The organism is Bordetella tumbae (assembly GCF_054780995.1).
Window position 1 is genome coordinate 476,917 of record NZ_BAAGVG010000023.1, and the last position, 15,106, is coordinate 492,022.

Consider the following 15,106-nt stretch of genomic DNA (forward strand, 5'->3'; position numbering starts at 1 on the left):
GGTTCTCCTGGAATATCGCGCCGCGCGGGCGTAGTGAGAGCATTTTGGGGGATTACAGCCCGCATGGCTATCGCGGATAACCATGCGGGGACGTGCCAACGGGTCCGGCGTGGCCCGGCTTTGCCAGCCCGTCTCAGGCCAGATCAAACACCAGTACATCGGCCTGTTTGCCGTCACTGATGCGCACAGCTGCCTCGTCGACCAAGGCCAACGCGTCGCCGGCCTTCAGGGCTTGGCCATTGACCGTTACTTCGCCACGTGCCACATGCACCCAGGCACGGCGGCCGGCAGCCAAGGGCAGCTCGGCAGTTTCAGCCCCGTCGAACAGACCGACATACAAGCGTGCGTCCTGATGAATGCGCATGGAGCCATCGGCGCCATCAGGCGAGATGACTTGACGCAGGCTGCCGCGTTTTTCGGCCTCAGGCACATCTTGCTCTTCGTATTCGGGCTCGATACCCGTGACATTGGGCTCGATCCAGATTTGCAGCAAATGGGTGGTCTGGTCCTCCAGCGGGTTGAATTCCGAGTGCAATACGCCGCGCCCAGCGCTCATGCGCTGTACGTTGCCCGGGCGGATGGTCGAGCCACTGCCCATGCTGTCTTTGTGCGCCACGGCGCCGTCGAGCACATAGGTGATGATCTCCATGTCGCGGTGGCCATGTGTACCAAAGCCACGGCTGGGGGCGATACGGTCGTCATTGATGACGCGCAGCGAACCGAACCCCATATGCGCCGGGTCGTAGTAGTTCGCAAAAGAAAAGGTGTGATAGCTGTCGAGCCAACCGTGATTGGCATGACCACGTTCATTGCTACGGCGCAGGGTCAACATAGTAAGCTCCTTTCGATAATCTGAATGATTTGCGGTGAGACGTTGTTGTCTGATCACCATCCATGAAACGTATTGTGCGCGGATTGCATAGGGTTGAGACTGAACCGGTTTGATGAGATCATTCAAATTATTTGAACGATCCTCTCACCATGCAAGCCATCACCCCCGAACTGCTGTACATGATCGATGCCATCGCCCGGCACGGCAGTTTTGCCAAGGCGGCGCGCGAATTAGGCAAGGTGCCATCGGCCGTGACCTACGCGGTGCGCAAGCTCGAGGATGCGCTGGATGTACTGTTGTTTGATCGCAGCGGCCATCGCGCTCACCTCACGCCTGCCGGGGAAACCCTGTTGCATGACGGCCGGCAGGTGCTGCAGTCACTGGATGCGCTGGCAGGCCGGGTCAAGCGCGTCGCGACGGGATGGGAGCTGGATTTGCGGGTGGCAGTCAGTGCGGTGCTGCCTTTGGCACCACTGTACGACCTGATTGCCGAGTTTCGCGAGCTGGCCTCGGTCACGACGCTGCGGCTCTCTACCGAGGTGCTCAGCGGGAATTGGGACGCCTTGGCCTCCGGGCGGGCGGACCTGGTCATTGGTGCGGACGCAGCGGGGGTGCCTTCGGGGGCCTACTGGTCACAGCCTTTAGGGGAACTGCAATTTGGTTTTTGCGTGGCGCCCCACCATCCGCTGGCGCAGTTGAATCGCCCATTGACGGCGGCCGACATCGCGGCCTACTGCGCCATTGCGCTGGCCGACACGTCGCGCGATCTGCCGCCGCGCACGCGCGGCCTGCTGAGCCAGCAGCCCTTCATCATGATGCCCACCATGCAGGCCAAGATCGACGCGCAGGTACGCGGTCTGGGGTGCGGCTACCTGCCCCTGTCGCTAGCCGCGCCCTACATCATGCGAGGTCAATTGGTGCAATGCACCACGGATGACGTGGTGCCCATCACGGAACAATTGGTCTACGCCTGGCGCGAGCCGATCCCGGGGCAGGCATTGAAATGGTGGCTGCAAAAGCTGCGCTCGCCCAGGTTATGCGAAAGCCTGCTGGGTGTGTGACTCCACGCCAAAGGCCCCGCCCCTGCGACGCTACGTTGCTGTCGACTGGGCAACCGCACATCATTGCATATGTTCAAGGCAAGGCATCTTCCTTGTGGGCGGGCGGGATTACGCCTTGCCCATGGGGCTCAATTCACCGAGACTCGGTGCTGTATTTCAACAGATCGATCAATGCCGCGAACGGCTCTGCAACGGGTTCCACGACGAATTCCGCCATTCTGCCTGCCAAGCGCGCCGGCTGCAGATAGCGTTCGACGACATGATATTCAGGCCGGTCCACATAATCGTCGAACAAAATGACGCAGCCCGGCGGCGCCATCAGCATCGTGATCAGGAACGAAGCAACGCGGAACCGCCCATCGATCAATACCAGATCGGGCCGCTCACCGGTTTTGAGGAGTTTTTCCCAAGGGGCCGTGCAATAAGCAGGCCAGTCTCTGGCGTGAGACTCGTCCACCGGCCTGCCCCATTCTTTGGTGGCGCCGATGTCCGCATAGATGGGGATGTAACGACGGCGTGGAATGCCTTCGTCCAGCAATCGCTGCCTGACGGCTTTCAAAAACTGCTTGTCGGTATCGACCGAATAAATGCTCTTGACACCGGCCTGGGCGACCATCAATGAGCTACCGCCCGAACCATACTCTAGAAAAACTCTGATCCCCGTCAGGTGTTCGCCGAGCAAAGCGATGCCCTCTGGCTCCATGTGCGGCAGACTCGGAATCGTGCCGGCGGACCAATCCTCTGTGGCATGTGCCGCCACAGCCTTAGGCCGGGCTTGTCCGGTCTTGGTTTTTTTGGTTTTGATGCCCGCGTCTTTTGCTTTGGCGCCCTTGACCTTGATACTGCGGTCTTTTGCCTTGGCACCTTTGGCCTTGACGTCTTTGGGCTTGGGCCCTTTGGCCTTCGCCTCTTTTACTTTGGCAGCTTTGGTTTTGGTCATCGTAACCTTGCGTGCTTTGGCTTCAGTTTGCGCGGCTGCGGCCTGCGTCGAGGCCGAGACTGGTTCAGGATGTTTGCGACGAACAACTTTAGGCACTGCGAACTCCCACAAGTCCGAAGCCTTTATTGCACCACACTATCTATACAGTCCCAAGACACTCGCCCCTGTCAGCCAACAAGGGCGAGCGAGGCATTAATCTTCAATGCCGAGTTCACGCAGTTTACGCGTAATCGTGTTGCGGCCAATGCCCAGGCGCGAGGCCGCCTCGACCCGCCTGCCGCGGCTGGCGTCGAGCGCCGTTTGCAGCAGAATGCGTTCGAATTGCCGCGTCAGCGTGGCCATGACAGCTGGCTCACCGCGCTCCAAGCGCTGTTGAGTTTCACGCAGTAAGGCCCCTTGCCAGTCCGGGACGCCGGAGGCGGCCGCGGGTGTCACTGGCGCCGATGCCGCATAGGCTGGCGCTGGCGCGGCGGTTGGGAAACCGCCTCTGCCCGCCACCATCGGAGCAGCCGCACCGCCGTTGATCACGGTGGGCGCCGCCGTACCCCCATGATGTGGCGCCTGCTGCTCCAACTCGATGGCCCGGATTTCAGGCGGCAGATCGGCGCGCTCGATGATCTGGCCCGGCGCCATGACGGTCAGCCAGTGACAAAAATTCTCCAACTGCCGGACATTGCCCGGGAAATCGAACCGGGTCAGGACGGCAATCGCATCCGGCGTCAGGCGTTTGACCGGCACGCCCAAGGAGCGCGCACTGGCTGCCAGAAAATGATTCGCCAGTGCTGGGATATCCTCGACCCGCTCGCGCAACGGCGGCAAACGCAGGCGAATGACATTCAAACGGTGAAACAAGTCTTCGCGAAACTGGCCTTGTTCGACGCGCTGCTCGAGCGGCTGATGCGTGGCGGCGACGATACGCACGTCTACACGCACAGGTTGAGCACCGCCCACCCGATAAAAACTGCCTTCGGCCAGCACGCGCAGCAAGCGGGTCTGCAGCTCGATCGGCATATCGCCGATTTCGTCTAAAAATAGCGTGCCGCCGTTGGCTTCTTCGAAACGGCCGCGACGCAAGGTGTTCGCGCCGGTAAAGGCCCCGCGCTCATGGCCGAAGAGCTCGGCCTCGAGCAGATCGCGAGGAATCGCGGCGGCGTTCAACGCCACGAACGGCCCGCCCGCTCGTGCACCATGGCCATGCAAAGCCCGTGCGACTAACTCTTTCCCCGTCCCGGACTCGCCGGTAATCAATACGGTGACTTTGGATTGAGACAGACGGCCGATGGCGCGAAAGACTTCTTGCATGGCGCTGGAGGCCGATTGCGTCATCATCCAGCGCTCGTTGTTTTGCAAAGGGTCTGCCCCCTCGCCAACGACGGTTTTTTCCTCGGGGGCGGATTCGAGCACTGCGCGCTCGATCAACGCGACGGCCTCGTTCACGTCGAACGGCTTGGCCAGATAATCAAACGCGCCGCCTTGAAAAGCCGACACGGTGCTATCCAGATCAGCGAATGCGGTCATGACAATGACGGGCAGACGCGGATGGCGCTCTTTGATTTGACGCAATAAGTCCAGCCCACTGCCGCCAGGCATGCGGATATCCGAGACCAGGGCGGACGGCGTTTCGGTTTCCAGTGCGTCCAGGACATCGGCAGCCTGGGAAAAGCTGCGCGTTGGCACGTCGGCGCGAGCGAGCGCTTTTTCCAGCACCCACCGAATGGCCTGGTCATCATCAACGATCCAAACAGGTTTGCTCACTGTGGCTGCTCCATCGGTAAGACCAGACGGAATTCTGTGTGCCTGGGGTGCGATTCAAATTCGATAATGCCTCCGTGCTGCTGCACGAAATCCTGGGCCAGGCTCAGGCCCAGCCCGGTCCCGCCTGGCCGTGCGGTGACCAGCGGATGAAAAATACGATCACGAATCGCCTCGGGCACACCCGGCCCGTTGTCGATGATCGCCAGCTCGAGCGCCAAACGATGTTGGCGATGAGCCAGCATGACCTGCCGCGCGACACGCGTGCGCAACGTAATCTGGGGCGAAGGCACATCCGCCCCGGGTTTCTGCAGAGACAGCTCCTGAGCCGCATTACGCGCGACATTCAAGACGGCCTGCATCAGACGAGCGGCATCGCCCTGCAAATCAGGCACCGACGCGTCATAGTCACGCACCAGCGTGATTTTCTCGCGGAACTCGGCCTGAATCAGCGCGCAGACACGCTCGCAGATCTCGTGAATATTGACAGGCCGCGCACTCAAGGGAACGCGTTGCGGACCACTGAGCCGGTCGACCAGGACTTGCAGGCGGTCGGCTTCGGAAATAATGACCTGGGTGTATTCAGCCAGCGCCACATCGGGCAACTCGGCCTCAAGCAATTGCGCCGCACCACGCAAGCCCCCCAGCGGGTTCTTGACCTCGTGTGCCAGGTTACGCAACAACTCGCGATGCGCTTCGATTTCCTCGACCAGGCGATGATTGCGATCGGCCAGCACACGCTGCTCGATCTCGCGCGCCTCGATCAGGACGGGCCAGGCTTGGCCGCTCAGTGACACCGTTGTAACGGTGACCTCGACACACTCGCCTGCTCGACGCAACGAAGACAATTGGCGCACATCGGCAAAATGGCCGGATACGGCACGGTCGATGGACGACTGTACGGCCTCCGGATGGCCAAACAATGTGGCAGCAGAATGGCCGTGCAGTTGTCTGCGGGACCGACCGAAGAGGTCTTCGGCTGCAGCATTGGTCCATTCGACATGTCCTTTTTCGTTCAACAGCAGGACAGCCGTCGCCAGTAGATCAAACGCATCAACATTTATCATTTGCAGCACCGGGGTGGACGGGCCGGCGGGCCGCCCCGTCCGCCCCAACTAAGCCAAAAACATCACAGGCTGTAGTACATGTCGAATTCGACAGGGTGCGTGGTCATACGCAGACGCTGGACTTCACCTTCTTTCAGCGCCAGGTAGGCATCGATCATCTCGTTGCTGAACACGCCACCACGGGTGAGGAACTCGCGGTCCTTGTCGAGGGCTTCCAGAGCCTGGTCGAGCGAGGCGCAGACGGTCGGGATCTTTGCATCCTCTTCCGGCGGCAGATCGTACAGGTTCTTGTCGGCGGGATCGCCAGGGTGAATCTTGTTCTGCACACCGTCCAGACCGGCCATCATCAGTGCCGAGAAAGCCAGGTACGGGTTGGCCAGGGGATCCGGGAAGCGCGTTTCGACGCGACGGCCCTTGGGGTTGCCCACGTAAGGAATACGGATCGAGGCCGAACGGTTGCGAGCCGAGTAAGCCAGCTTGACCGGGGCTTCGAAGTGAGGAACCAGACGCTTGTACGAGTTGGTGCCCGGGTTCGTGATGGCGTTCAGGGCACGAGCGTGCTTGATGATGCCGCCGATGTAGTACAAGGCGAATTCGGACAGGCCCGCATAGCCGTTGCCGGCGAACAGGTTTTGGCCGTCTTTCCAGATCGATTGGTGCACGTGCATGCCGGAGCCGTTGTCACCGACGATGGGCTTGGGCATGAAGGTCGCGGTCTTGCCGTAGGCATGGGCCACGTTGTGGACCACATACTTCATGATCTGGGTCCAGTCGGCGCGCTGCACCAGCGTGCTGAACTTGGTGCCGATTTCCAATTGGCCGGGGCCTGCGACTTCGTGGTGGTGCACTTCGACCGGCACGCCCATTTGTTCGAGCAACAGGCACATTTCCGAACGCATGTCCTGGAACGAATCGACCGGGGGCACGGGGAAATAGCCACCCTTGACGGCGGGACGGTGACCCAGGTTGCCGCCTTCGAATTCCAGGGCGCTGGACCAGGGGGCCTCTTCGGACTTGATCTTGACGAAGGTGCCCGACATATCGGTGTTCCAGGTCACGCCGTCGAACACGAAGAATTCGGGTTCCGGACCGAAGTAGGCGGTGTCGCCCAGGCCGGAGGACTTCAGATAGGCTTCGGCGCGCTTGGCCAGCGAACGCGGGTCGCGGTCGTAGCCCTTGAGGTCGGACGGCTCGACAACGTCGCAGCTCAGGATCAGCGTGGGTTCTTCGCGGAACGGATCCAGGTTGGCGGTGCTCAGATCGGGGATGAGCAACATGTCCGATGCTTCGATACCCTTCCACCCCGGAATCGACGAACCATCGAAGGCTTGGCCGCTTTCCAGCTTGTCTTCGTCTACGACGGTCGTAGGCACCGATACGTGGTGCTCACGGCCCATCGTGTCGGTAAAGCGGAAGTCTACGAATTTGACTTCGTTGTCGGCGATTTGCTTCAGGATGTCTTTCGGGCTTGCCATGTCATCTCCATTAGATAAAAGCGCCGGGGGTCTAAGCCTGGCTCCGGCTGGCATAAACAGTAGAAAGCAATATGTGTGCCAGGTTCCATTACGGGGCATAGCCACATAAAGCATCCATGGCGGGGCATTTATGCACTATATTAGTGCATAATATGGTGCATATAAGCACCATATTGGTGCCTTTCAATTACAGGAACATTTCCTGCAGGTCGTTCAGAAAGCGCCAACCCAGTGCAGTCGCCCGTAATCGCGTGGGGTCCGCGTCCAGCAGCCCCTTGGCGCTGGCGGCCTGCAACGGGCGCGACATCGCTGCCAAGGACAGGCCCGTGCGTTCCTCGAAGGATGCCGCGGACACGCCCTCTTTCAAGCGCAACGCGTTGAGCATGAACTCGAACGGCAGCTCATCAGGGCCGACCTGGCGGCTCTCTGCGATGTGGCTGCCATCGCATGCCACAGCCGCCGCCATCCAGGTATCGGGGCTACGCAGGCGTGCCTCTCGCACGATACGGTCATGAAATGACAGTTTTCCGTGTGCGCCCGGACCCAGCCCCAAATAATCGCCGAATTCCCAATAATTCAGGTTGTGACGGCTACGCGCGCCGAGTTTGGCATAGGCCGAGACCTCGTAGCGTTGCAGCCCTGCCGCCGCCAGCCGAGCCTCGACCGCATCCTGCATCGCCGCGCTGGTGTCGTCATCCGGCAACTCGGGCGGATACTTCGCGAACACGGTGTTCGGCTCCAGGGTCAGGTGATACATCGACAGATGCTCTGTGCCAAAGGACAGTGCCTGCTCGACATCGAGCATACAGGCAGCCATATCCTGCCCCGGCAGGGCAAACATCAGGTCCAGATTGATCCGGGACACTGCCCTCTGCGCCATCTCGATGGCTGCCCGGGCCTGGTCCGCATCGTGAATACGGCCCAGCTTTTTGAGCTGCACATCGTCAAAACTCTGAATCCCCAGCGACAAACGGTTGACGCCGCTGGCCGCATAGTCACGAAAACGACCGGCCTCGGCGGTGCCGGGATTCGCCTCCATCGTGATTTCGGCGTCTGGCCACAGATTGAGATAGGCGCGCAGCATGGCCAGAATCTCGTCCATCGCCGCTGCGGACAACAGGCTGGGCGTGCCTCCCCCGAAAAACACCGAGATGACCTGCCTGCCCCATATCGAGGGCAAGGCCTGTTCCAGATCGGCGCGCAAGGCATCCAGATAGGCGCGTTCGGGGATCTCGGTGGGCGCCGCATGAGAATTGAAATCACAGTACGGACATTTGCGCACGCACCACGGCACGTGGATGTAAACCGAGAGCGGCGGCAGGCTGGTCAGCGTGGCGCCGGGCGGCGTCACCACACGGGAAGAATTGCCTGCGCCAGCCGCGCGAATGGGAATTGTGATGGCCAAGATAGAAACTCAAAATACGAAAAGCGGTGACTGCAGCTCTCACAATACGGCGCGCTCTTGCACAAGACACGCCACGATCGCCCTTTTACCTACCGGCACAGCGTGCTAGCGCGAGGCCAGCTTGCCCAATAGCTGCTGCAGAGCCCGGGCGCGGTGGCTGACACGGTTTTTCTCGGCGGGATCGAGTTCCGCCGCCGTGCGGCCAAGATCCGGCAGCAGGAAATACGGGTCATAGCCGAAACCATGATCGCCTCTGGGTGTGTCGACAATTTCGCCGTGCCACAAGCCCTCGCCGATCAGGGGTTGAGGATCATCGTGCGCACGCACCAATACCAGCAATGCGACATACCAGGCGCTGCGATCGACCACATCGGCCAAGTTATTGACCAGCAAGGCGTTGTTGGCGCTATCGCTGCGAGGAGCGTCAGGATTGGTCAACTGCGCATAACGGGCAGAATACACGCCTGGCGCACCGCCCAAGGCCGCGACACACAGGCCGGAATCGTCTGCCAGCGCAGGCAATCCTGTCAGCTGGCTGGCATGGCGCGCCTTGGCCAGGGCGTTTTCGACAAACGTTACATGGGGCTCGGGAGCCTCAGGCACGCCAAGCTCGCCTTGCGGAACGAGTTCGATGCCCAAGGGGGCAAACAAGGCCGAAAATTCGCGCAATTTGCCAGCATTGTTCGAGGCCAGCACCACTCGGCTCAGAGAGGGATGAATCGTTGTAGAGGTCATAGCCCCCATTGTATGCCGCGCGAGTTTTACTTGGCCTTGGCAGGGATTTCGCGTTCGCTCTCAGGCACGTCGGCCACCAGCATATCCACCAGCTCTCTCGCAAACGCTGGCAAGGCCTCTCGACTACGCACGCAGATCTGCAGTTTGCGCACGGCCCATTCATCGGTCAACGGCACAATGGCGATTTTCAATACCCGGGCAAAACGCAGTGCGACAGATTCGGGAATCACACCAATCCCCACGCCTGTTTCGATCATGCGGCAGACGGCCTCGAAATTGCCGACCTCGATGCGGAATTTGAAAGTGCGGCCCAGCGCCTCGGCTGCCTGCACCAAAAAGGGATGGATCGCGCTCCACTCGGACAGCCCGACGTAATCGTTGTTGAGCGTATCGGCAAAAGCCACCGCCGCCTCTTTCGCCAGAGGATGATTGCTGGCAGCAACGAGAACAAGCCGGTCTTTGCGATAGGGAATGAATTCCAGATTCGGGTCAGCCGTGCAGCCCGCTACGATACCCATGTCGGCCGAGCCCTCGGCGACAGCCCGCATGATCAGATAACTCAATCGCTCGCGCAGTTCGACATTGACGTCCGGATGGGCCGCCAGAAATTTCCCCAGGACGGCAGGCATGAATTCCGTCATTGCCGTGGTGTTGGCCAACACGCGCACATGGCCCTTTACCCCGCGAGCGAACTCCTGCATATCGCCACGCAATTGTTCAACCTGGCGCATCACGGTGCGCGCATGGCGAGTCAACGCCTCGCCTGAGGGCGTGAGCGTGACGCCCTGGCTGGTCCGGTACAACAACTGCGTCCCGAAATGCTCCTCCAGGTTTTTGATGCGCGTACTGGCGGCCGGCAGCGATAGATGCGTCTTCTCCGCAGCGCGTGTCAGGCTTTGGCGATCGCCGATATGGACAATCAGTTGTAGATCTGTCAGATCAAAATGCCCTGCCATGGTTTCCTCTGTTCTTCGGCAATTGCTAACCCGGTATTAAGCAATCATAAATTGGCAAGGGTACCCGGGTTGCGGCAAAGTGCCGGTGTTGTTTTGGCCACCGAGCCGCCTCTGAGCATAGGCGCGGCGCCGCAGGCCATTATCTTTGTTGGCGTCATCATAGACATAGAACCTGAACCATGCCCAATACGAATCACGATTTCCAGGACATCCGCGAAGCCGTCCGCGACCTGTGTTCCCAATTTTCCGGTGAATATTTCCGCAAAATCGACGAAGAACGCGGATATCCCGAGGAATTTGTGCGAGCGCTCACCGAGGCCGGCTGGCTGGCGGCGCTGATTCCCCAGGAATACGGCGGATCGGGCCTGGGCCTGACCGAAGCCTCGGTCATTATGGAAGAAATCAACCGCAGCGGCGGCAATTCCGGCGCCTGCCACGGCCAGATGTACAACATGGGCACCCTGCTGCGCCACGGCTCCGAGGCGCAAAAGCGCGAATATCTGCCCCGTATCGCCAATGGTGAGCTGCGTTTGCAATCCATGGGGGTCACCGAACCCACGACGGGCACCGACACCACCAAGATCAAAACCACAGCGGTGCGGCGCGGCGACCGCTATGTCATCAACGGCCAAAAAGTCTGGATCTCACGTGTGCAGCACTCGGACCTGATGATCTTGCTGGCCCGGACCACGCCGCTGGAGCAAGTCACCCGCAAATCGGAAGGCATGTCGATTTTTCTGGTGGATCTGCATCATGCAGTGAAACACGGCATGCAAGTGCGCCCCATTCCGAACATGGTCAATCACGAGACAAACGAACTGTTTTTCGACAATCTGGAAATCCCGGTCGAAAACCTGATCGGCGAAGAAGGCAAAGGCTTTAAGTACATCCTGGATGGCCTCAATGCCGAGCGCACGCTGATCGCTGCGGAATGTATCGGCGATGGCTACTGGTTTGTCGATAAAGTCACGGCCTACGCGAAAGAACGCATCGTATTCGGCCGCCCGATCGGCCAGAACCAGGGCGTGCAATTCCCGATCGCACGCGCACACATCAACGTCGAAGCCGCCAGTTTGATGCGCTACGAGGCCTGCCGCCTGTTTGACGCCCATCAACCCTGCGGCGCGCAAGCCAACATGGCGAAACTGCTCGCCGCGGACGCCTCCTGGGAAGCCGCCAACGCCTGCCTGCAGTTTCACGGCGGTTTTGGTTTCGCCAACGAATATGACGTCGAGCGCAAATTCCGCGAGACCCGCCTGTATCAAGTTGCGCCTATTTCGACCAATCTGATTCTGTCGTATGTGGCCGAGCACGTGCTGGGTATGCCGCGCTCGTTCTGATCAGCCTGATAATTTGAAGCCCTTCATGACTGCTACTTCTCATCCGAGCGCTGCACTCGCTGAATTTGCCGCCAATCTGCGTTTCGAAGACATTCCAGCCTCCGTGCTGCGCCGTGCCGAGGACTTGCTCCTGGACTGTGTGGCATCGATCCTGGCAGGCGCCACTACGCGCCCTATCCAGGCTATCGAGCGCTATGCTGTCGCCATGGGCCCGGCCGACGGCGGTGCAGAGGTCCTGATTTCCCGTCGCCAGACATCCCCGCTATTTGCTGCAATGGTCAATGCAGCCGCGGCCCACGTGGTCGAGCAAGACGACGTTCATAATGGCTCGGTGTTTCACCCCGCTGCTGTGGTGTTCCCCCCTGCCCTGGCCGTTGCGCAGGCCTTGGGCCGATCCGGCAAAGAACTGCTGGTCGCGGCCGTGGCGGGCTACGAGGTCGGCATCCGTATCGGTGAATACCTGGGCCGTTCGCACTACAAGATCTTTCATACCACCGGGACCGTGGGGACCCTGGCGGCCGCCGTCACCGTGGGCCGGCTGCTGAATTTGAACGCCGAGCAAATGCTGCATGCGTTGGGCTCTGCGGGGACACAGGCCGCAGGTCTGTGGGAGTTTCTGCGCGATGCGGCGGATTCCAAACAGTTGCATACCGCCAAGGCCGCTGCCGATGGCATGACCGCAGCATACCTGGCAAAAGAAGGCTTCACTGGCGCACGCCGCATTCTCGAAGGCCCGCAAGGGCTCGCCGCTGGCATGTCCACTGATGCGGACCCTGCGCGCCTGCTCGATCGGCTAGGCGAACGCTGGGCGCTGTCCGAGACGTCGTTCAAGTATCACGCCTCGTGCCGCCACACCCATCCTGCCGCCGACGCATTGCAGCAGGCGATGCGCGAATACAAACTGCGCGATACCGACATCGCCGAAGTCATCACGCACGTCCACCAAGGTGCGATTGATGTCCTGGGCCCTGTCGTCGACCCCAAGACCGTACATCAATCGAAATTCTCGATGGGCACGGTCCTGGCCTTGATCGCACGCGAAGGCCGCGCTGGGCTGGCCGAGTTTGACGCGGCCCCCGGCAACGCCGACGTAGCGACGCTACGCACCAAAGTCCGCATGGAACTCGACCCCGAAGTCGATGCCGCGTACCCCGAAAGATGGATCGGCAAAGTCACCGTGCGAACCACAGATGGCCGTGTCCTGCATGCGCGCGTAGACGAACCCAAGGGCGATCCAGGTAACACGCTCAGCCGCGATGAAATCGAAGAGAAAGCCTTGCGGCTCGGTGTGTATGCACAAGCTGCCAGCGAAGCGGAAGTCCGCGACGTGATCAAAAGCGTGTGGAACCTGGAAAATGCTGCGCGCGTGACGGCACTATTACCTAAACGCTGAGGCGACGTTTCGCCGCTGAAGTACTACGCGCGGCAGCAGACACAGGCCCTGCGTGCCCATCTGCTGTTGCACGTGCCCGTTTACTGTTGTCCGGGACCGTACGCTGCGCGCGGAGCCGTCAAAGCCGTCCAGCACTGACGGTTTCCACGCCACAGCCCGTCTGCTGCGTCGAGCTATCACAAACCTGCTGCGCAGTTCGCTGAGTGCCACAAGCTCCCTGCGTATGCTGCAACCAGGCACGCAGTATCGGCCGCTCGTCCGCTCGCGCGTAGTCGACTTTCAACGCATCCAACTGTGCCTCGATTTGTGCGGGATCTGTTCCGGCATCAATACCACGCGCGATCACATCAAACACGTCTTGCACCCGCTTCTGAGCACCGGTGGGCTGCTCGGCGGTCAAGCCTTCCAGTACGCCAAAATGGCTCCAATTCAAGCCAAAATCCTCGGCATACAAGAGATGCGTCTTGGCGTGATCCAACACCTTTCGCGACACCGATGTGATGCTTGTCCGCAGCGCGGAGCCTTCTTCGGATACGAGCACAAACATTTGCCCCAGATACGGCGAATTCATATCCAGCCGTTCTCCCACCGAGGTGAACGAAGCTGGATCGATGACGATAGGAAAGTAGGATAGCTGCCGGCCCGACATCTTTGCGGCTCGCGCCGTCGCAGCCACGCTGCGCACCACGAGATCTGCACTGCCTCCCATGCTGTAGTGCAAACCTATGAAGCGTGTCCCTGGATCGCGAGCCATGACTTGAGCGATACGCTCCGGGTCGCGCCCATTCAGCTCGAAAATCCGCGCGGCATAGCCATGGCTAACCAACCATTTCCCCCCATCCACGGCCAGCCCCTGATCCCAGCGGGCGCTCAACGACAACATGCCTGGATGCACGAAGACGGTGTTCTTGTTGCTATTCGCCATGCCGGTATTCGAGGTGGCGCCGGCGCTCGACACCGTGCCAGTACCCGATACCGTGCTGCCATTCGATGCAATGCCGTCACTCGATGCAGTGCTGCTGTCTGGAACAGCTTGCGCCACAGGCATTGCACAGGTGCCGGCCGTCAGGCCAGCCGGCACTGCCGCATCCGCAGACGAAACCGGCACCATCATCTCGGGGTGAGAATAATACCGGCCACTGGAACAGCCTGCGACACACAGCAAAAACACCGCGCATGGCAGCATACGCAAGCCAATCATCCTCTACCCCTGATTGCTGAAAACAGCTGGTTTATATCAGTGGAAGTTGGCTTGCGACCGCTTGGGCAATGCTATCTTTTACATCGTGACCCTTCGCAACACTCTTGTGACTTTTTAGCAGGATCCGAGGCTTAAACCCCTGATTTCAAGGCAGCGCGCTGCGCTTGCACCAATTGTGCAATGCCCTGCTCCGCCAGGCCCAGCATGGCATCCAGTTCCGAACGCGCAAACGTCGCGCCCTCGCCCGTGCCTTGCACTTCCACAAAAGCGCCGGCCCCTGTCATCACCACATTCACGTCGGCGTCGCAGGCCGAGTCTTCCTGGTAATCCAGATCAAGCACGGGCCGGCCGTCGACCATGCCCACCGACACCGCTGCCACCGCATCACGGATCGGATTGACCGCCAGATCGCCGCGCTGCACCAACAGAGCCACCGCGTCGGCCGCCGCCACCCAGGCGCCCGTAATGCTGGCGCAACGGGTCCCGCCATCGGCCTGCAACACATCACAATCCAGATGCAGCGTGCGTTCGCCCAAGGCCTGCATATCGAACACCGCACGCAAGCTGCGGCCAATCAAGCGTTGAATTTCCTGGGTCCGGCCACTTTGCTTACCGCGTGCGGCCTCGCGATCACCGCGCGTATGCGTGGCACGCGGCAACATGCCGTATTCGGCCGTGACCCACCCCTCGCCTCGCCCTTTCAGAAATGGGGGCACTTTGTCCAGCACACTCGCTGTGCACAGTACATGCGTATTACCGGCACGCACCAACACCGATCCTTCGGCATAGCGTGTAAAGCCACGCTCCAGGCTAAACGGCCGCAATTGATCAACCGAACGGCCGGACGGACGAGAAACAGTGGTGGACGAGGACACGGATAGACTCCATACAAAATTAGCAATTCGCCGCATTGTACGGGGCTTGCCGCAGCATCACCGACCCGCTTGAG

13 protein-coding genes are annotated in these 15,106 nt (G+C 60.4%); 3 read left to right on the forward strand and 10 right to left on the reverse strand.

Annotation, left to right across the window (positions count from 1 at the left end; all coding sequences use genetic code 11):
* Nucleotides 1-133 precede the first annotated feature (133 nt).
* Nucleotides 134-832: a pirin family protein gene (locus ACYVI2_RS24605; RefSeq protein WP_415819736.1), complete on the reverse strand. Its 699-nt coding sequence runs from the start codon at nucleotides 830-832 to the stop codon at nucleotides 134-136.
* Nucleotides 833-981: 149 nt separating this feature from the next.
* On the opposite strand from ACYVI2_RS24605, the gene ACYVI2_RS24610 reads away from it, so the two are divergent.
* Complete coding sequence (locus tag ACYVI2_RS24610) at nucleotides 982-1,893, forward strand: LysR family transcriptional regulator (protein WP_415819737.1); 912 nt, start codon at nucleotides 982-984, stop codon at nucleotides 1,891-1,893.
* 133 nt (nucleotides 1,894-2,026) lie between these two features.
* On the opposite strand, the gene ACYVI2_RS24615 is transcribed toward ACYVI2_RS24610, so the two are convergent.
* The 7 genes from ACYVI2_RS24615 to ACYVI2_RS24645 form a co-directional block, all read right to left on the reverse strand.
* Nucleotides 2,027-2,929 carry a class I SAM-dependent methyltransferase gene (locus ACYVI2_RS24615; protein WP_415819738.1) on the reverse strand — a complete coding sequence of 301 codons (903 nt, stop codon included), beginning with the start codon at nucleotides 2,927-2,929 and terminating at the stop codon, nucleotides 2,027-2,029.
* Between the two features lie 96 nt (nucleotides 2,930-3,025).
* A complete protein-coding gene (ntrC, locus tag ACYVI2_RS24620; RefSeq protein ID WP_415819739.1) occupies nucleotides 3,026-4,588 on the reverse strand; it encodes a nitrogen regulation protein NR(I) in 1,563 nt (520 codons plus the stop codon).
* The gene (gene glnL / locus ACYVI2_RS24625) at nucleotides 4,585-5,652 is read right to left on the reverse strand and encodes a nitrogen regulation protein NR(II) (RefSeq protein WP_415819740.1); all 1,068 of its coding nucleotides are present in this window, start codon (nucleotides 5,650-5,652) and stop codon (nucleotides 4,585-4,587) included. Before glnL ends, ntrC begins: the two co-directional genes overlap by 4 nt.
* A gap of 62 nt (nucleotides 5,653-5,714) precedes the next feature.
* Nucleotides 5,715-7,127 (reverse strand): type I glutamate--ammonia ligase, encoded by a 1,413-nt coding sequence (gene glnA, locus ACYVI2_RS24630; RefSeq protein ID WP_415819741.1) that lies wholly within the window; start codon nucleotides 7,125-7,127, stop codon nucleotides 5,715-5,717.
* Between the two features lie 187 nt (nucleotides 7,128-7,314).
* The gene (gene hemW / locus ACYVI2_RS24635) at nucleotides 7,315-8,532 is read right to left on the reverse strand and encodes a radical SAM family heme chaperone HemW (RefSeq protein ID WP_415819742.1); all 1,218 of its coding nucleotides are present in this window, start codon (nucleotides 8,530-8,532) and stop codon (nucleotides 7,315-7,317) included.
* Between the two features lie 105 nt (nucleotides 8,533-8,637).
* Nucleotides 8,638-9,267 carry an RdgB/HAM1 family non-canonical purine NTP pyrophosphatase gene (gene rdgB / locus ACYVI2_RS24640; protein ID WP_415819743.1) on the reverse strand — a complete coding sequence of 210 codons (630 nt, stop codon included), beginning with the start codon at nucleotides 9,265-9,267 and terminating at the stop codon, nucleotides 8,638-8,640.
* A 26-nt stretch (nucleotides 9,268-9,293) separates the two neighbouring features.
* Nucleotides 9,294-10,223 (reverse strand): LysR family transcriptional regulator, encoded by a 930-nt coding sequence (locus tag ACYVI2_RS24645; RefSeq protein WP_415819744.1) that lies wholly within the window; start codon nucleotides 10,221-10,223, stop codon nucleotides 9,294-9,296.
* A gap of 179 nt (nucleotides 10,224-10,402) precedes the next feature.
* Here ACYVI2_RS24645 and ACYVI2_RS24650 point away from each other — a divergent pair, with 179 nt between their 5' ends.
* Both ACYVI2_RS24650 and ACYVI2_RS24655 read left to right on the forward strand, forming a co-directional pair.
* A complete protein-coding gene (locus tag ACYVI2_RS24650) occupies nucleotides 10,403-11,563 on the forward strand; it encodes an acyl-CoA dehydrogenase family protein (RefSeq protein ID WP_415819745.1) in 1,161 nt (386 codons plus the stop codon).
* Nucleotides 11,564-11,588: 25 nt separating this feature from the next.
* The gene (locus ACYVI2_RS24655) at nucleotides 11,589-12,956 is read left to right on the forward strand and encodes an MmgE/PrpD family protein (RefSeq protein WP_415819746.1); all 1,368 of its coding nucleotides are present in this window, start codon (nucleotides 11,589-11,591) and stop codon (nucleotides 12,954-12,956) included.
* A 118-nt stretch (nucleotides 12,957-13,074) separates the two neighbouring features.
* On the opposite strand, the gene ACYVI2_RS24660 is transcribed toward ACYVI2_RS24655, so the two are convergent.
* Both ACYVI2_RS24660 and rph read right to left on the reverse strand, forming a co-directional pair.
* Entirely contained in the window at nucleotides 13,075-14,157 is a 1,083-nt protein-coding gene (locus ACYVI2_RS24660; RefSeq protein WP_415819747.1) for a hypothetical protein, read from the reverse strand.
* Between the two features lie 131 nt (nucleotides 14,158-14,288).
* The gene (gene rph / locus ACYVI2_RS24665) at nucleotides 14,289-15,032 is read right to left on the reverse strand and encodes a ribonuclease PH (protein WP_415819748.1); all 744 of its coding nucleotides are present in this window, start codon (nucleotides 15,030-15,032) and stop codon (nucleotides 14,289-14,291) included.
* Nucleotides 15,033-15,106: the final 74 nt, after the last annotated feature.